Below are 17,225 nucleotides of genomic sequence, written 5' to 3'. Positions count from 1 at the left end.
AAGTCGATATCAATCCACCTTGAATTCCACCAGTTCTACCGTGTCCTGTTCGGCTGGATAAGCGGCGTGGGGGGCATAAAAGGTCAGCTTGACGAAGCGCTTAACGGCCGGTGCGTACCAGACGGTGACGGTAAAGGTGCGCGAGGGGTTGCCGTAGGCGGCGCGCATCACTTGCGTGCCTTGGATGACGAGTTTCCGCGTCTCGAAGGTACCGGCCGGCACCGTGACCGTCTCGCTGCCGGCGAGGTGGGCCGCGAAGGGCTGTTCGCCGGTCAGAATGCTGATGTTGCGCCATTCGGCCGTCGGCTCGTTAGGTCCGAGGCTCTGCAGGTAGGGCGAGATCTCGCGCACCGTGGTGCCACCGAAGCTGCGGCCGGACAGCGCCACGCCGGGGGCGAAGTTCCCGACATGGCGGTTGTTGCCCATGCGTGCCTCGTCGGAAATTTCCTCGCCCGAGGCACCGGTGACACGCACAGTGAAGGTGCCGGCTTTCCCGTAACCGTCTGAATAGCGGTAGGTCCAGTTGTCGCCTGGCTTGGGCAGGCCGGCCTTGTCCAGCGACCCGCCGCTGCCCCCGGCTGCTGGTCTGCCGAAGAATGCGGTGCGCGGCGGCTCGGCCGGCTTGGCGGCAGGGACCGGCTGGGGTGCGGCGGCCATGTTCATGGCAAAGTTGGTTTCCACCAGTTCGATCGTGTCCTGTTCGGCCGGATAGGCGGCGGAAGGTGCAAAGAAGGTCAGCTTGACGAAGCGCTTGGCGGCGGGCGCGTACCAGGCAGTGACGGTATAGGTGCGCGAGGGGTTGCCATAGGCGGCGCGCAATACTTGTGTCCCCTCGATGACGATTTTTCGCGCTTCGAAGGTGCCGGCCGGTACCGTGACCCTCTCGGTGCCGGCGAGGTGGGCCGTGAAGGGCTGTTCCCCGGTGATGATGTTCACGCTGCGCCATTCGGCCGTCGGCTCGTTGGGCCCGAGGCTTTGCAGGTAGGGCGAGATTTCGCGCACGTTGGTGTCACCGAAGCTGCGGCCGGAAAGTGCCAGGCCGGGGGTGAAGATGCCGATATGGCGGTTGTTGCCCATGCGCGCCTCGTCCGTGATCTCCTCGCCGGAGATGCCGGTGATCCGCACAGTGAAGGTGCCGGATTTGGTGTAGCCGTCGGTATAGCGGTAGGTCCAGCTGTCGCCCACTTCGGGGTTGGCGCCGCCGGCCCGCAGGGGCGCCGCGGCGGGTTGTGGCGCCGGCCGTGGCCGGATTGCTGCCGCCTTCGCAGGCGGGGGCGCTTTCTTTCCGTTATCGGCACGGGCAGCTTCGCTGCGCTGTGCTGCGCGCTCGGCCTCAAAGCTCCTGCGCTCCTGACGCAAGGCCTCGCGCTCGGCCGCCAGGCGCTCCGTTTCCTGGCGTGCCACTTGGGAGTCCTGCTGCGGTGCCGGCTGGCGGCTTGCCTGCTCGCGTGCCATGCGTTCGGCGGTGAGGGCTGCCGCACGCTCGGCTGCCGCACGCACGGCCTCCTCGATCATCTGGTCCTGTGAAGCGGTGGCTTTGCTTCGAGGCGCTTCCTTGAAGACGAACTCCCCTTTCAAGGATGAGCTTTCCCAGGGAACCTGGGTTTCCCGCGTTTCCTGGGCGACAGCGACGCGCACGCGCTTGAACAACTGCTCCACCGCGAGGCCTTCGGTGTTGAGGTTGGCGACCAGGTGCTTGGTATAGACGCCGTTTTCACCGCCGCCATCGCGGGCAACCGAGCCCGGTGCGGTGGCATAGGCCAGCAGGGTGCCGATGGGTGCATCCATCTGCGCGAGGCCCGTATTGGCGGGACGGAAGCGGCGTGCGAAGGGGTTGTCGCGGCAGGCGTCGAGGATGACGATGTTGGCCGGACTTCTGGCCTGCTCCATCTTGCCCAGCAACAGGCCGACATCGATGGTGGAGTAGGGCACTTCATCCTCTGCCTGCACGTCAGCGTCCACCGGGATGAGGAAATTGCGCCCCTGCACCTGCATGCCATGGCCGGCATAATAGAAGACGGCAGCCGTGCCCGGCGTCAGGCGGGCGCCGAATTGGCGGATGACGTCCGCCATGGCCTTCTGCGTCAGGTTCTCGCGGTGAGTGACGTCGAAGCCGAGATCCTTGAGCGCCCGGGAAATGGCGCGAGCGTCATTCACCGGGTTCTTCAGCGGCGTAGCCGGGTAGGCGCCATTGCCGATGACAAGCGCCACGCGCTTCAGGTTTTCGGGGGCGTTCCGCTGGGCGAATGCCGGCGTCAGGCCGGCCAATGCCGCGGCCATGCAAAAGAAGGCCAGCAAGGCTGAACGGAGGAATGCCATCTGATTTGAACCCCTATCCTGAATGCTGGTTTATGATGCCACAAAACGTACCGGTTGATGCGTGCAATGGCTCACGTTTCCCGGAGGTGTTCCTGAATAATTCACACTTCACACAATCCGGAAACGACGTTTCCCCCAACGGCCAATCCGCGCACGCCAATCCGATGCCGCCGAAGTGGAAGTGGTATGGGCTGGGCGCAATCGCTCTGTTTGCCGTACTACAGTCCATGTCCGGGCTATTCGCCCTTGCCGATCTCAAAATCATCGACCAGCAATTCCGTTTATTGAGGAATTATTTTCCGGCAGGCGCGCCGGAAGTGGTCGTGATCGGCATCGACGAAGCCACCGTTGCCCGGATGCCGGAACCCCTCGCCCTTTGGCACCCTCATCTCGGCAAGCTGCTCCGGGGCGTGGCCAACGCCCGCCCGGCCGTAGTGGGCGTCGATATCATCCTGCCCGATCGTTCCTTCAATACCATCGTTCCGGGTTATGACCGTCAGTTGCTTGGCGGCATCATCGACGCCCGTCGGCAGGTCCCCCTTGTGTTCGGGCTGACCATAGGGCCGACAGGTGCAACGCGCCCCATCTACCCGCCATTTTTGTCCGCTGCCGGAAAGGAAGGCGCCGGCTATGCGCTCTGGCGGCTTGATGCAGACGGCTCGGTGCGCTGGTTCGACGAGGCGCTGGATGTCGAGGGGCACGCCGTCGCCACGCTATCGGGACAGATGGCCCGTCTCATGAAGGTGGAGCCCAAGCGGGGATTGATCGATTTCAGCCGTGGCGAAGCATTCGACTACCATCCCTTCCATGAGGTGCTCGACTGGATCGAGGCCGGAGACAGCGACAGACTGGCACGCAGCTTTGCTGGTAAGCCGGTGCTGATTGGCAGTGTCACGCTCTTCGAGGACAGACAGCTGCAGCCGGTGGAACTTTTCAAATGGAATGATCCGGGCAATCGACGCGTGCCGGGGGTGCTGGTGCACGCCCAGGTTTTGCGCTCGATCCTGGGCGGCACCCTGATTCAACCCTTGCCGGCATTTCTGGCGTCGTTTCTGGCACTGCTGGCCGCCTTGTTTTGGCTGTGGCCGCTCAAGCCCTTGCAGGCGCTCCTCGTCACAGCCGGGTTGGTTTCCGCAGTGTTTGCAGGCGCCACGGTACTGCAACGCCTGGGATACTTCCTTCCAGTGAGTGGCCTGCTCGCCACAGCGTCCTTGGCCCTGATCGGCCGGTCCCTGGCGGATCAGGCGGCGAATGCACTCGAGCGGCTGCGGCTGCGTCGGGCCTTTGGCGCTTACGTCAGTCCGCAGATCATGGACGAAATCGTTGGCGGGCGTCTTTCCGGTAGCCTCGGCGGCGATCGACGCGGGCTGTGCGTGCTGTTCGCGGATATTCGCGATTTCACTACCCGCAGCGAGACACTCTCGCCGGAAGCGGTGATTACTCTGCTCAACCGCTATTTCGAGGAAGTCACTGGCGCCATCCACAAGCATGAAGGCACGGTGGATAAGTTTATCGGGGACGGCATCATGGCGTTTTTTGGCGCGCCCAAGTCCCTCCCGAATCCCTCTGCGGCGGCTGTCGCGGCCGCGCAGGAAATGCTTAATCGACTCGCTCGCCTGAACGAGTCGCTGATGCTGGAGGGACAGAAGCCGATCCGCATCGGCATCGGATTGCATACGGGCGATGCCGTGGTCGGTCATGTCGGTTCGACGGCGCGACACGAATACACCGCCATCGGCGATACTGTGAACTTGGCCTCCCGAATCGAGAGCCTGACCAAGGAAGTAGGCTATCCGCTGGTGTGTTCGGGGTTCGTGGTGCAGGCGCTTGATTCCTCCGAGGGATTCGTTAATCTGGGGGCAAAGCCGGTGAAGGGACATACCCCGGTGGTAGTCTATGGCTGGCCGGCGCAGGCGGGGCGGTCCTCCGGCTAGCAATCCAAGACCTAGACAGGAAGGGAGATCCAGATGTTGAAGACACTTCGTGCCGCTGCTGTCTTGCTGGCATGTGTAGCGAGTGCGCTGCCTGCTCACGCGCAACCGGCGAAGACAGCCACATCCGCGGTTGCGATGATCACCGATCTCGTGGGCGAGGCTTCCCTCGTTACCGAAAAGCGAACCGCATCGATTCTCGACGAAATCACTACCGACCAGCGTATCAAGCTCGATGCGGGGGCGCGCATGGTGCTGGTCTTCCTCAAGACCGGGGAGGAGTTTGATTTCCGCGGGCCGTCGCTGGTGCACATTCGTGCCGCCCAGGCCGTGGCGCTTTCCGGCGAGCAGCCCGAGCGGCGCAGTACGCGCTTCGGAGGAGGCAAGGCCATTCGCATCAGCCCGATCAATATCAATCAGGGGGCGGTGCTGATGCGCAGCATGCAGGATCAGGCTAAGCTGCGCCTGCTTACGCTGGCCGATACGGTGACGCTGGATGAGTGGCCCGAGTTTCGCTGGAAGGGGGTGCATGCCGGCACGCTGGTGCGCTTCGAACTGTTCGACGACAAGGGAAAGCGTCTGCTAGAACGCGAAGTGGGTGGTGAATCCTTTGTATTGCCCGGAAATGTGCGCTTGAAATCCGGTATCCGCTATCGCTGGCTGGTCACGGGCAAGGCGGCCAATGGTCAATCCATCAGCAACTCGGCTCAATTTACGTTGGCCAGCCTGGAATTGAGAGCGGATGCCGAAAACCTGCGGCCCGGGGTGGGAGCGACGCTCTCCGAACAGGTCATCTATGCAGCCTGGCTCGAACAAAAGGAACTGCGCGACGAGGCACGCAAGTACTGGCGCCACGCCGCTACTGAGCGGCCGAATGATTCGCGCCTGCGGGAATTGGCCGGACCCTACTGAAACTTAAAGTTTTTTCAGGCGCATAAGCCTGAACCATCCGCCTGCCAGTGCCGGATCATCCCCCTGCAGTAGGAGAGCCGGCGCTTGGGCAAGCATTTCCTCGAACACCACGTCCAGCCTGGTCGCAATGCGCCGCGCGAGCGGATTCAAGGCACGCTTCCAGCGTGCCCGCTCACCGGGTTTGAGGAACTTGTCGAAGACCAGGAGGCTTCCGCCGCGCCGTGTCACGCGGGCTGACTCTTGCAGGCAGCGCGCCGGAACAGGCACTACGGCCAGAATCAGGTGCAACACGACGGTGTCGAAGCTGTCGTCCGCGAAAGGCAGCCGCTGGGCATCGCCCTGTACCGGGCAGAAATTCAGCGCTGCGGCCCGTGGCAGCGCCTGCTTCAGCATGGCGCGTGTCAGATCGAGCCCGGTGTAGCGGTGCTGCGGCGGCAGGTGGGGTAGATCCAGGCCGGTACCGATTCCATTCACGAGGACATCACGTGGTGGTTCCGCCGCGAGGTGGGACAGGCTTTTCCGCCGCGCACCGCGCGTGGCGGCGTCGAGGAAGGCATCGTAGAAGGGGGCGATGATGGTGTAGCTGTGCTTCAGCGACACGGTGAACTTAATGCAGGACGCGCGGCATCGCCAGGGTGAACTCGGCGATCGGTGCCTCGAACTGGGTGCCGTCTTCCGCCACCATCTGGTAGCTGCCGCGCATGGTGCCGACGGGCGTGGTGAGGACGCAGCCGCTGGTGTATTCGAAGCGCTCACCCGGCTTGAGCAGGGGCTGGTGGCCGACCACGCCGAGGCCACGCACTTCCTGCACGTGGGATTCGGCATCGTTGATGAGCCAGTGGCGGGAAATCAGTTGGGCGGCAATGTTGCCGGTGTTGAGGATAGTGATGTTGTAGGCGAAGACGTAGCGTCCGTCCTCCGGGTCGGACTGGTCGGCCAGATACTGCGTTTCCGCCGTGACGCTGATCTCGTACTTCTTGCTTTCTGCCATGCGGCCATTATAGGGTCGCGGCAGGGAGGCCGGCTTATGGCTGCCATAATTTCTTTTAGCCGGCGGGCGGTTCGAATCCGTTTAAAATCATTCGGTCAAAAGGGGAGCCGCCATGACCTACCGCATCGCACCGAGCATTCTGTCCGCCAACTTCGCCAAGCTGGGCGAGGAGGTTGACAACGTCCTCAAGTCCGGCGCCGACATCGTGCACTTCGACGTGATGGACAACCATTACGTGCCCAACCTGACCATCGGCCCGCTGGTCTGCGAGGCGTTGAGGAAGCACGGCGTCACCGCGCCCATCGACGTGCACCTGATGGTCAAGCCGGTGGATCGCATCATTCCCGACTTCGCCAAGGCGGGCGCCACCTTCATCACCTTCCACCCGGAGGCGTCCGAGCATATCGACCGCACCATCGCCCTCATTCGCGAAGCGGGCTGCAAGCCGGGCCTGGTCTTCAACCCGGCAACGCCGCTCGATGTGCTGGAGTGGACGCTCGACAAGCTCGACATGGTGCTGCTGATGTCGGTGAACCCCGGCTTCGGCGGACAGAAGTTCATTCCCCACGTCCTCGACAAGGCGCGACAGGTGCGCAAGATGATCGACGCGCGCAAGCTGAACGTCAGCCTGGAAATCGACGGCGGCGTCGGCCCGGCCAATATCCGCGAGGTGGCCGAGGCCGGCGTCGACACCTTCGTCGCCGGTTCCGCCGTCTTCGGTGCCGGCAAGGACGGTGATCCCCATCGCTACAACTCCATCATCGCCGCCCTGCGCGCGGAGCTGGCCAAGGTCTGATGCCCATTCGCGCTGTCCTCATCGACCTCGACGGCACCCTGCTCGACACCGTACCCGACCTCGCCGACGCGGCCAACGCCATGCTTGCCGAGCTGGGGCGGCTGACTTTGCCGGCTGGCACCATCCGCGATTTCGTCGGCAAGGGCATTCCCAACCTCGTCGGCCGCTGCCTTGGCTACCCGGGCGAATCGGACGCCCCCGAGGTGCGCGAGGCCCTGGCGGTGTTCAAGCGCCACTACGCCGCCGTAAACGGCCGCAAGACCCGCATCTATCCGGGCGTTCTGGAAGGCCTGCGGGCGATGCGCGGGGCGGGGCTGAAGACCGCCTGCGTCACCAACAAGGCCGCCGCCTTCACCGAGCAGCTGCTGGCCGCCACCGGTCTGGCAGCGCTGCTAGACATGACGGTGAGCGGCGACACGCTGGCGGAAAAGAAGCCGCACCCGCTGCCCTTCCTGCATCTTTGCGAGCGCTTCGGCATCGTTCCCGCCGAGGCGCTGGTGGTCGGTGATTCGCGCAACGACGTTGCCGGCGCGCGCGCCGCCGGCTGCCCTGTGTTCTGCGTGCCTTACGGCTACAGCGAGGGCGAGGACGTGCGCGATCTCGGCGCCGATGCTATAGTGGCAACCCTCGAGGAGGCGGCGAGCCGCATTCCGAGCCTGAATACGGAAATCTGAAACAGCAAGCATCGTGCTCCACAGGAACTTGAAACGCGTGAGGAAATACGCCGTCGGCGGGGAGGCTTGGCCCTGGCGTCGCTTGCCTGACTGATCGTCGCAAGCGGCGGGCGCCTTTTGTGTTTGCGCCTGCGTTGTTCCTGCAGTTCAAGTTGTGGAGTCATGATGACCGAAGCCGAATTCAATCAGTTGGCCGCCCAGGGCTATAACCGCATTCCGGTGACCCTGGAAACCTTCGCCGACCTCGATACACCCCTCTCGATCTACCTGAAGCTGGCCGATAGCGCCTACACCTACCTGCTCGAATCCGTGCAGGGCGGCGAGCGCTTCGGCCGCTATTCCTTCATCGGCCTGTCCGCGCCGACGCGCATCGCCGCCTATGGCCGCAACGTCATGGTGCTGACCGGCAACCGCATCGCCGAGCGGCGCGACGACTGCGACCCGCTCGCCTTCGTCGGCGAATACATGGCGCGCTTCAGGCTGGCGCCGCGCGCCGGCCTGCCGCGTTTCTGCGGCGGTCTCGTCGGCTGCTTCGGCTACGACACGGTGCGCTACATCGAGCCGAAGCTCGCGAGAGCACAGAAACCGGACGAGCTCGGCACGCCCGACGTCCTGCTGCTGCTCTCCGAGGAGATCGCCGTCGTCGACAACCTCTCCGGCAAGCTGACCCTGGTGGTGTACGCCGAGCCCGGCGTGCCCGGCGCCTTCAGGCGCGCCCAGGCGCGCCTGAAGGAACTGCTGGCGCGCCTGCGCGAACCGGCGGTGATTCCGGCAGAACAACCGGCTTCGCCGCAGGCGGCCGTCTCTTCCTTCGGCGAGGAGGCCTTCAAGCAGGCCGTGGCGCGCGCCAAGCAGTACATCGTCGACGGCGACATCATGCAGGTGGTGCTCTCGCAGCGCATGTCGAAGCCCTATGCCGCGACGCCGCTGGCGCTCTACCGCGCGCTGCGCACGCTGAACCCCTCGCCCTACATGTTCTACTTCGACTTCGAGGACTTCCACGTCGTCGGCGCCTCGCCGGAGATCCTCGTGCGGCTGGAGGACGGAAGCGTCACCCTGCGGCCGATCGCCGGCACGCGCAAGCGGGGCAAAACAGTCGAGGAGGACGAGGCGCTCGCCGCCGAACTCCTGGCCGACGAGAAGGAACGCGCCGAGCACCTCATGCTGCTCGACCTCGGCCGCAACGACGTCGGCCGCGTGGCGCAGGCCGGCACCGTGAAGGTGACGGAGCAGTTCGTCATCGAGCGCTACTCGCACGTGATGCACATCGTCTCCAACGTCGAGGGCCGGCTCAAGCCCGAACTCGACGCGCTGGCGGTGCTGCGTGCCACCTTCCCGGCCGGAACGGTGTCGGGCGCGCCCAAGGTGCGGGCGATGGAGATCATCGACGAGTTGGAGCCGGTCAAGCGCGGCATCTACGCCGGCGCGGTGGGCTACCTCGGCTTCCACGGCGACATGGACCTCGCCATCGCCATTCGCACCGCGGTGATCAAAGACGGCCGCATCCACGTCCAGGCCGGTGCCGGCATCGTCGCCGACTCCGATCCGGCCTCCGAGTGGCAGGAGACGCAGAACAAGGCTCGCGCCCAGTTGCGCGCCGCCGAGATGGCCGAGTCGGGCCTCGACACGCGCCTGGATTGAGGGGGACGGCCATGCTGCTGATGATCGATAACTACGACTCCTTCACCTACAACCTCGTGCAGTACTTCGGAGAACTGGGCGAGGACGTGCGCGTCTTCCGCAACGACGAGATCACGGTCGAGGGCATTGCCGCACTCAAGCCCGACCGCCTTGTCGTCTCGCCCGGACCTTGTTCCCCTGCCGAGGCCGGCATCTCGGTGGCGGCGATCCAGGCTTTCGCCGGCAATGTGCCGCTGCTCGGCGTCTGCCTTGGCCACCAGAGCATCGGCGCGGCCTTCGGCGGCAGAATCGTCCATGCCCGCCAGCTCATGCACGGCAAGACTTCGCCGGTGCATCACGCCGACACCGGCGTCTTCCGCGGCCTGCCCAACCCCTTCACGGCCACGCGCTACCACTCGCTCGCCATCGACCGCGCCTCGCTGCCCGCCTGCCTCGAAGTGACGGCTTGGACCGAGGACGGCGAAATCATGGGTGTGCGCCACAAGGATTTTCAGGTCGAGGGCGTGCAGTTCCACCCCGAATCCATCCTCAGCGAACATGGCCACCGTTTATTGAAGAACTTTCTGGAGCAAGCAAAATGATCACCCCACAGGAAGCCCTGCAGCGCACCATCGAACACCGCGAGATTTTCCACGACGAGATGCTGCACCTGATGCGGCAGATCATGGGCGGCGAGATCACGCCGCTGATGGTTGCCGCCATCCTCACCGGCCTGCGCGTGAAGAAGGAGACCATCGGCGAGATCTCGGCCGCGGCGAAGGTGATGCGCGAACTGTGCACCCGCGTCGAGACGCCGCACAACCCGCATTTCGTCGACATCGTCGGCACCGGCGGCGATTCGGCCCACACCTTCAACATCTCCACCGCCTCGGCCTTCGTCGCCGCCGCGGCCGGCGCCACGGTGGCCAAGCACGGCAACCGCAGCGTCTCCTCCAAGTCCGGCTCGGCCGACGTGCTGGAGGCGCTCGGCGCGAAGATCGACCTCACGGCGCCGCAGGTGGCCGAGTGCATCCAGGCCACCGGCATGGGCTTCATGTTCGCCCCCAACCACCACCCGGCCATGAAGAACGTCGCGCCGGTGCGGCGCGAGATGGGCGTGCGCACCATCTTCAATATCCTCGGGCCGCTGACCAACCCGGCCGGCGCGCCCAACACCCTGATGGGGGTGTTCCATCCCGACCTCGTCGGCATCCAGGTGCGCGTCATGCAGCAGCTCGGCGCCGACCACGTCATGGTGGTGTGGGGGAAGGACGGCATGGACGAGATCTCGCTCGGCGCCGCCACCATGGTCGGCGAACTGAAGAACGGCGAGATCACCGAGTACGAGATCCACCCCGAGGACTACGGCCTGCAGATGGTCTCCAATCGGGGGCTCCGCGTCGCCGGCGCCGCCGAGTCGAAGGAGATGGTGCTCGAGGCGCTCGCCGACACGCCGGGCACGCCGCGCGAGATCGTCACCCTCAACGCCGGTGCCGCGCTTTACGCCGCCAACGTTGCTGCCTCGGTCGCCGACGGCATCGCCCGGGCGCGCGAGGCCATCGCAAGCGGCGCGGCGCGTGCCAAGCTCGACCAGTTCGTCGCCTATACGCAGCGCTTCAAATGAGCGACATCCTGCAGAAGATCCTCGCCGTCAAGCGCGAGGAAGTCGCCGCCGCGCAGACACGGAAGACGCTGGCGGCGCTGCATGCCGAGGCGCTCCTGCAGTCGCCGCCGCGCGACTTCGTCGGCGCCATCCGCGCAAAAGTCAGTCTCGGCAAGACGGCGGTGATCGCCGAGATCAAGAAGGCCAGCCCCTCGAAGGGCGTCATCCGGTCGGATTTCCGCCCCGGCGAGATCGCGCGCAGTTACGCCGCGCATGGCGCCGCTTGCCTGTCGGTGCTCACAGACCGCCAGTTCTTCCAGGGTGCGCCCGAATACCTGCAGGAGGCGCGTGCAGCCTGTGCGCTGCCGGTGCTGCGCAAGGACTTCATCATCGACCCTTACCAGGTGGTCGAGGCGCGCGCCATGGGAGCCGACTGCATCCTGCTCATCGTGGCGGCGCTGGAATTGCCGCTATTGCTGGAACTGGAGGCCCTCGCCCATGAACTGGGCATGGCAGTGCTGGTCGAGGTGCACGACGCCGCCGAACTTGATGTTGCCCTACGCCTCAAGACCCCGCTCATCGGCATCAACAACCGTAACCTGCGCACATTTGAAGTCTCATTGCAGGTTACCTTGGACCTGCTTGCCCGCATGCCGCCGGGCCGCACTGTCGTAACCGAATCGGGCATCATCGCACCGGCGGATGTGGTTATCATGCAAGCCAATGATGTAAAAGCATTTTTGGTTGGAGAGGCGTTCATGCGGGCCGACGACCCGGGGGCTGCGCTCTCCGCTCTGTTTGGGTAGAAAAATCCCTGTTGCAAAAAAGCAACAACCTTGGCCTACACTCCTCTGAAAAGCGCCTTTTTCCTTGCTCCTTCCCGGGCAGGATAGGCACAATGACCGCGACTTCTCAGATTCGCGGGAAGCAAGGCAGGCGGGGAGTAACGGTGCAGTACGGGATGTGCACATGGCGCCGGAGCAACCTGCCGAACTCTCAAACAAAGAGGAGATTCACACAATGCAAAAGAAACTCATCGCTGCTGCAGTGGCCGGCCTGCTCGCCGTTCCGGCTCTGGCGCAGACCAACGTTACGATTTCCGGCCGTGTTGCGACCGGTTGGGAAAGCTACAAGCTGTCCGGCGGCGGCTTCACCGGCCACGACAGCGAATCGCGCGTCTCCGACCAGTCCTCCCGCATCATCTTCAACGTCAACGAGGATCTCGGCGGCGGTCTGAAGGCCTGGGCGCAGATGGACATGCGCTACGGCAACGACATGGGTGGCATCGGCATGACCGGTAACACCGGCGCCGGCTTCATGGGCAGCTGGGGTAAATTCACCATCGGCCGCTGGGATGTGCACTACGGCGAACTCGACGGCGCCATCGGCGGCAACCGTGCCGGCTCCCTGCAGACCCTGGTCGGCAACGGCATCATGTCGCAAGTCTGGAACGGCGCTGTCCTGGCCACCATGGGCAACGGCACCCGTACCCCGAACCTGCTGATGTGGGACAGCCCGAACTGGAACGGCTTCACCGCCCGCCTCGGCTACTCCACCACTGGTTCCGGCGCTGGCACGACCGAAGGCAACACCAACCGCGCCAACGGCGACCCCGGTGCCGGCCGTTCCTGGACCGGTGCCGTGCGCTACAACAACGGCCCCTGGACCGCCGGCCTGAGCTACTGGAACTCCAACGCGGAAAGCCAGGTCAACGGCGCCGCCGAGAACGACCAGCGCAGCACCCGTGCCTGGGTGGGCTACACCTTCGCCATGGGCCTGAAGATCGGCTTCGCCTGGGATCGCAGCTCGCTCGACACCGGCGTGAACGGCGGCGCCAGCTTCCGCGCCGCCCGCAATGCCTGGACCATCCCGGTCAGCTATGCCTGGGGCCCGCACAAGGTCTACGGCCAGTACGCCCGTGCCGGCAGCCACAGCGGCTCCGCCATCGCCGCGGGTACCGGCGGCGACTACAAAGCCCATCAGTGGATGCTTGGCTACGACTACGCCTTCTCGAAGCGCACTTCGGCCGGCGTGTTCTACACCAAGGTCAACAACAACAGCATGGGCGCCTACGACATGTTCGGCCTCGGCGCGAACGGCGCGACCGCCACGTCCGGTGCCGGTGGCGAGGATTCCCGCCAGTGGTACTTCGGCATGGCCCACAACTTCTAAGCGACTCTCCGAGTCAATTAGCAAGTCTCGAAACGGCCGCCTTCGGGCGGCCGTTTTTTATTTGTAATCCGGAAAAAGAATAGGGTGGCGACCCGGCCGGGATGCCGCTAGAGCAGGACGAGGTTGTTGCGGTGGATCAGCTCCGGCTCGTCGAGGTAGCCGAGAAGGGTCTCGATCTCCGAACTGGGCTGGCCTGCGATGCGGCGCGCTTCCGAACTGGAGTAATTGACCAGGCCGCGGGCGATTTCGCGGCCGTCTGCGCTGCGGCAGGCGACTGCCGCGCCGCGTTCGAATTCCCCTTCCACTGCGGTGACGCCGATCGGCAGCAGGCTCTTGCCTGAAGCCAGGGCCTTTGCCGCCCCTGCGTCGAGAATCAGGCTGCCGGCCAACTGGAGATGGTCGGCCAGCCACTGCTTGCGTGCCGCCAACGGCGTGGAGGAAGCGACGAGGAGGGTGCCGAGCGCTTCGCCTCGCGACAGCCGCGGCAGGACGTCGGCCTCGCGGCCGCTGGCGATCAGGGTATCGGCGCCGCTGCGGGCGGCGCGCTGTGCTGCCCGCACTTTGGTGATCATGCCACCTTTGGAAATGCCCGAGCCGGCGCCGCCGGCCATGGCTTCCAGTGCCGCGTCGTCGGCACGATGTTGGGCGACGAGCGTTGCGGCAGGATCCTTGCGCGGGTCGGCGGTGTACAGGCCGGCCTGGTCGGTGAGGATGACGAGCGCCTCGGCCTCCACTAGGTTGGCGACCAGCGCCCCCAGCGTATCGTTGTCGCCGAACTTGATCTCGTCGGTGACGACGGTGTCGTTCTCGTTGATGATGGGAACGACGCCGAGCTGGAGCAGGGCGGATAGTGTCGAGCGGGCGTTGAGGTAGCGCAGCCGGTCGGCAAGGTCCTCGTGCGTAAGCAGGATTTGTGCGGTTTTCAGACCGTACTGGGTGAAACAGGTTTCGTAGGCCTGGGCCAAACCCATCTGACCTACCGCGGCGGCGGCCTGCAGCTCGTGCATGGCGTGCGGGCGGGTTGCCCAGCCAAGGCGCTGCATGCCGGCGGCGATGGCGCCGCTGGAAACTAACAGCACCTCGCGGCCATCTTCGCGCAGGCGGGCGATCTGCCGCGCCAGCTCGCCGAGGTAGTCGATGGCCAGGCCGGTGCCGTTGTTGGTGACCAGCGCGCTGCCGACCTTGACGACCAGCCGGCGGGCCTGGCTAATTCTCTGTCTCATCGACATGCTTTTCGTCCGGCGCAGCAGGTGCCGCCGCCTTCTGCTTTTCGATGTGCTCCATGATAGCGAAAGTCAGCTCGCGGCATCCGGCGCCGTTGATGGCGGAGATGGCGAAGTGGCGCTCGACCGGGCCGTAGCCGGCGAGCAGGGCGGCGAGGCGCGCCTCGCGTTCGCCCTCCGGCAGCAGGTCGAGCTTGTTGGCGACTAGCCAGCGCGGCTTTTCATGCAGTGCCGGATCGTATTTCATCAGCTCGTCAAGGATGGCGCGGGCATCGTGCACGGGATCGGCGCCAGGATCGAAGGGGGCGATGTCCACGATGTGCAGCAACAGATGGGTGCGCTGCAGGTGGCGCAGGAACTGGTGGCCAAGGCCGGCGCCCTCCGCCGCACCCTCGATGAGGCCGGGGATGTCGGCAACGACGAAGCTGCGGTTGGTGTCGACGCGCACGACGCCGAGGTTCGGGTGCAACGTAGTAAAGGGGTAGTCGGCGACCTTCGGCCGGGCCGAGGAAACGGCGCGGATGAAGGTGGACTTGCCGGCGTTGGGCAGGCCGAGCAGGCCGACGTCGGCCAGCACCCTGAGCTCCAGCTTGAGGTTGCGCCGCTCACCCGGCGTGCCGGGCGTGCACTGCTTCGGCGCGCGGTTGGTGCTCGACTTGAAATGGATGTTGCCGAGCCCGCCCTGGCCGCCTTGAGCGATGAGGGCCTTCTTGCCGTCATGGTCGAGGTCGGCGACTACCTCTCCGGTCTCGAGGTCGCTGATGACCGTACCGACCGGCATGCGCAGGACGAGGTCTTCGCCGCCGCGGCCGTAGCAATCCGAGCTCATGCCGTTCTCGCCGCGCTCGGCGCGGAAGATGCGCGTGTAGCGGAAATCGATGAGCGTGTTGAGGTTGCGGTCGGCTATGGCGTAGATACTGCCGCCGCGGCCGCCATCGCCGCCCGACGGCCCGCCCTTCGGCACGTACTTCTCGCGCCGGAAGGTGGCCGCGCCATTGCCGCCATCGCCGGCAACGACCTCGATTTTCGCCTCGTCGAAGAATTTCATAATAAAAAAAGCCCTGCCGCGACGGCAGGGCTTTGTGTCGCGGCGACCGGGTTGCTTAGGCGGCCGGGACGATGTTCACGGTCTTGCGCCTCTCGGCGCCCTTGATCGTGAATTCGACCGTGCCGGTGACCTTGGCGAACAGCGTGTGGTCGCGGCCCATGCCGACGTTGTCGCCGGCGTGGAACTGGGTGCCGCGCTGGCGCACGATGATGCTGCCGGCGTTGATCAGCATGCCGCCGTAGCGCTTCACGCCGAGGCGCTTGGATTGCGAGTCGCGGCCGTTGCGCGAGCTGCCGCCTGCTTTTTTATGTGCCATGTGTCTGCTCCTTGCTTACGCCGAAATGCCGGAAATCTGGATTTCGGTGAAGTTCTGCCGGTGGCCCTGGTGCTTCTGGTAGTGCTTGCGCCGGCGCATCTTGAAGATCTTCACTTTGTCGTGCCGGCCCTGGGCGAGGACTTTCGCCTTGACAGAAGCGCCTTGCACCAGCGGCGCGCCGATTTTCACCGACTCGCCATCTCCGACCATGAGGACCTGGTCGAGGGTGATTTCAGCGCCCACTTCTGCCGGTATCTGTTCTATTTTCAGTTTTTCGCCGGCCGCGACGCGATACTGCTTGCCGCCGGTTTTTATGACCGCATACATGATGGACTCCGTGTGGTTCGTGTTGCAACAGGACCGAGCATTATACATATGCAAGGTGTTAGAGTCAAAAGGAAATTTGCCTTGCTTGACGCCGCCCGGGCGCCCCCCTACCATGCCGCTTTTCCCGTAATTGCCCCAGCCTTGAGCCTCGAAATCCTTTACGAGCCGATCGCCGCCGACATGCGGGCGGTGGATGCGGTCATCCGCGACCGGCTGCACTCCGACGTTGTCCTGATCCGCCAAGTGGCCGAATACATCATCGGCGCCGGCGGCAAGCGGCTTCGCCCGGCTCTGGTACTTTTCTCGGCAGGTGCGCTGGGCTACCGCGGCACCCACCATCAGGAACTGGCAGCGGTGGTGGAGTTCATTCATACCGCTACCCTCCTGCACGACGATGTGGTGGACGAGTCCGAATTGCGCCGCGGCAACCAAACTGCCAATGCCCTTTTCGGTAACGCCGCTTCGGTGTTGGTGGGGGATTTCCTTTACTCCCGTGCCTTCCAGATGATGGTATCGGTGGGCAGCATGCGCATCCAGCAGGTGCTGGCCGACGCCACCAATACCATCGCCGAAGGCGAAGTGCTGCAGCTGCTCAATTGCCATAACGCCGATGTCGACATCCCGCAGTACCTGCAGGTGATCCGCTACAAGACGGCCAAACTGTTTGAGGCGGCGGCGCGCCTGGGCGCCATTCTTTCCGGCGCTCCAGCGGCAATCGAGGAAGGCATGGCGCGCTACGGCATGCATCTGGGCACGGCCTTTCAACTGGTCGACGACGTACTGGATTATTCCGGCGACGAGGCGGCCACCGGCAAGCACCTCGGCGACGATCTGGCAGAGGGCAAGCCGACGCTGCCGCTGATCCACGCCATGAAGCACGGCAGCGCCGAGCAGTCGGCCTGCGTGCGCCACGCCATCGAGGAAGGCGGGCGCGAGTCATTGCCGGGGGTGCTGGGGGCGATTCGTGCCACGGGGGCACTGGACGAGACGCGGCGTCATGCCGAGGCCGAGGCAAGGCTTGCGCTAGAGGCCGTAGTACCGCTGCCGGCTTCGCCATTCAGGGATTCTCTGGTACAATTGGCATCGTTTGCAGTCGCACGCGACTTCTGATTTGAAGGCGCGGTCGCGGCTGCATTCGTTTCGGCTGGCGGTTGCCCATAGTGCCCAGCCAAGACGTCGGGGTGTAGCTCAGCCTGGTAGAGTACTGCGTTCGGGACGCAGGAGTCGGAGGTTCAAATCCTCTCACCCCGACCAATCCTAACATCGCCCGCCTAAGACGGGCGGCGACGGAGC

Annotated in this window: 17 protein-coding genes and 1 tRNA gene; 11 read left to right on the top strand and 7 right to left on the bottom strand. The window is 64.7% G+C overall.

Annotated elements, in window-relative coordinates:
- Window positions 1-9: 9 nt before the first annotated feature.
- A complete protein-coding gene (locus ROZ00_10425; protein MDT3736632.1) occupies window positions 10-2,319 on the bottom strand; it encodes a caspase family protein in 2,310 nt (769 codons plus the stop codon).
- A 5-nt stretch (window positions 2,320-2,324) separates the two neighbouring features.
- On the opposite strand from ROZ00_10425, the gene ROZ00_10420 reads away from it, so the two are divergent.
- Together ROZ00_10420 and ROZ00_10415 are read left to right on the top strand one after the other, a co-directional pair.
- The gene (locus tag ROZ00_10420; protein MDT3736631.1) at window positions 2,325-4,253 is read left to right on the top strand and encodes an adenylate/guanylate cyclase domain-containing protein; all 1,929 of its coding nucleotides are present in this window, start codon (window positions 2,325-2,327) and stop codon (window positions 4,251-4,253) included.
- 135 nt (window positions 4,254-4,388) lie between these two features.
- Window positions 4,389-5,162 carry a hypothetical protein gene (locus tag ROZ00_10415; GenBank protein MDT3736630.1) on the top strand — a complete coding sequence of 258 codons (774 nt, stop codon included), beginning with the start codon at window positions 4,389-4,391 and terminating at the stop codon, window positions 5,160-5,162.
- 3 nt (window positions 5,163-5,165) lie between these two features.
- On the opposite strand, the gene ROZ00_10410 is transcribed toward ROZ00_10415, so the two are convergent.
- Both ROZ00_10410 and apaG read right to left on the bottom strand, forming a co-directional pair.
- Complete coding sequence (locus tag ROZ00_10410) at window positions 5,166-5,762, bottom strand: class I SAM-dependent methyltransferase (GenBank protein ID MDT3736629.1); 597 nt, start codon at window positions 5,760-5,762, stop codon at window positions 5,166-5,168.
- Between the two features lie 7 nt (window positions 5,763-5,769).
- Entirely contained in the window at window positions 5,770-6,153 is a 384-nt protein-coding gene (gene apaG, locus ROZ00_10405) for a Co2+/Mg2+ efflux protein ApaG (GenBank protein ID MDT3736628.1), read from the bottom strand.
- 112 nt (window positions 6,154-6,265) lie between these two features.
- On the opposite strand from apaG, the gene rpe reads away from it, so the two are divergent.
- From rpe to ROZ00_10370, 7 genes are all read left to right on the top strand, one after another.
- The gene (gene rpe / locus ROZ00_10400) at window positions 6,266-6,949 is read left to right on the top strand and encodes a ribulose-phosphate 3-epimerase (protein MDT3736627.1); all 684 of its coding nucleotides are present in this window, start codon (window positions 6,266-6,268) and stop codon (window positions 6,947-6,949) included.
- The gene (locus tag ROZ00_10395) at window positions 6,949-7,623 is read left to right on the top strand and encodes a phosphoglycolate phosphatase (protein MDT3736626.1); all 675 of its coding nucleotides are present in this window, start codon (window positions 6,949-6,951) and stop codon (window positions 7,621-7,623) included. Before rpe ends, ROZ00_10395 begins: the two co-directional genes overlap by 1 nt.
- 165 nt (window positions 7,624-7,788) lie before the next feature.
- A complete protein-coding gene (trpE, locus tag ROZ00_10390) occupies window positions 7,789-9,264 on the top strand; it encodes an anthranilate synthase component I (GenBank protein MDT3736625.1) in 1,476 nt (491 codons plus the stop codon).
- Window positions 9,265-9,275: 11 nt separating this feature from the next.
- Entirely contained in the window at window positions 9,276-9,845 is a 570-nt protein-coding gene (locus tag ROZ00_10385) for an aminodeoxychorismate/anthranilate synthase component II (protein ID MDT3736624.1), read from the top strand.
- On the top strand, window positions 9,842-10,867 hold the full coding sequence (trpD, locus tag ROZ00_10380) for an anthranilate phosphoribosyltransferase (protein ID MDT3736623.1): 1,026 nt from the start codon (window positions 9,842-9,844) through the stop codon (window positions 10,865-10,867). Before ROZ00_10385 ends, trpD begins: the two co-directional genes overlap by 4 nt.
- Complete coding sequence (gene trpC / locus ROZ00_10375; GenBank protein ID MDT3736622.1) at window positions 10,864-11,652, top strand: indole-3-glycerol phosphate synthase TrpC; 789 nt, start codon at window positions 10,864-10,866, stop codon at window positions 11,650-11,652. Before trpD ends, trpC begins: the two co-directional genes overlap by 4 nt.
- A gap of 214 nt (window positions 11,653-11,866) precedes the next feature.
- Window positions 11,867-13,018 carry a porin gene (locus ROZ00_10370; GenBank protein ID MDT3736621.1) on the top strand — a complete coding sequence of 384 codons (1,152 nt, stop codon included), beginning with the start codon at window positions 11,867-11,869 and terminating at the stop codon, window positions 13,016-13,018.
- 107 nt (window positions 13,019-13,125) lie between these two features.
- On the opposite strand, the gene proB is transcribed toward ROZ00_10370, so the two are convergent.
- Genes proB through rplU form a run of 4 tightly spaced genes read right to left on the bottom strand, consistent with a single transcriptional unit; the run spans window position 13,126 to window position 15,932 of the window.
- Window positions 13,126-14,241, bottom strand: coding sequence for a glutamate 5-kinase (gene proB / locus ROZ00_10365; GenBank protein ID MDT3736620.1), 1,116 nt, complete (start codon window positions 14,239-14,241; stop codon window positions 13,126-13,128).
- The gene (gene obgE, locus ROZ00_10360) at window positions 14,225-15,289 is read right to left on the bottom strand and encodes a GTPase ObgE (protein MDT3736619.1); all 1,065 of its coding nucleotides are present in this window, start codon (window positions 15,287-15,289) and stop codon (window positions 14,225-14,227) included. The genes proB and obgE overlap by 17 nt, the downstream gene beginning before the upstream one ends.
- Before the next feature lie 55 nt (window positions 15,290-15,344).
- Window positions 15,345-15,605: a 50S ribosomal protein L27 gene (rpmA, locus tag ROZ00_10355; protein MDT3736618.1), complete on the bottom strand. Its 261-nt coding sequence runs from the start codon at window positions 15,603-15,605 to the stop codon at window positions 15,345-15,347.
- Window positions 15,606-15,620: 15 nt separating this feature from the next.
- Window positions 15,621-15,932: a 50S ribosomal protein L21 gene (gene rplU / locus ROZ00_10350; GenBank protein ID MDT3736617.1), complete on the bottom strand. Its 312-nt coding sequence runs from the start codon at window positions 15,930-15,932 to the stop codon at window positions 15,621-15,623.
- A 141-nt stretch (window positions 15,933-16,073) separates the two neighbouring features.
- Between rplU and ispB the strand changes: the two genes are divergently transcribed.
- Together ispB and ROZ00_10340 are read left to right on the top strand one after the other, a co-directional pair.
- A complete protein-coding gene (gene ispB, locus ROZ00_10345; GenBank protein ID MDT3736616.1) occupies window positions 16,074-17,042 on the top strand; it encodes an octaprenyl diphosphate synthase in 969 nt (322 codons plus the stop codon).
- A 67-nt stretch (window positions 17,043-17,109) separates the two neighbouring features.
- Window positions 17,110-17,186: transfer RNA gene (locus ROZ00_10340), tRNA-Pro, on the top strand.
- Window positions 17,187-17,225: the final 39 nt, after the last annotated feature.

The sequence above is a fragment of the Denitratisoma sp. genome (genome assembly GCA_032027165.1).
In the GTDB taxonomy this organism is placed as follows: domain Bacteria; phylum Pseudomonadota; class Gammaproteobacteria; order Burkholderiales; family Rhodocyclaceae; genus Desulfobacillus.
The sequence above is the reverse complement of the archived record's forward strand: the minus strand, read 5'-3'. Positions and strand labels throughout refer to the sequence as shown.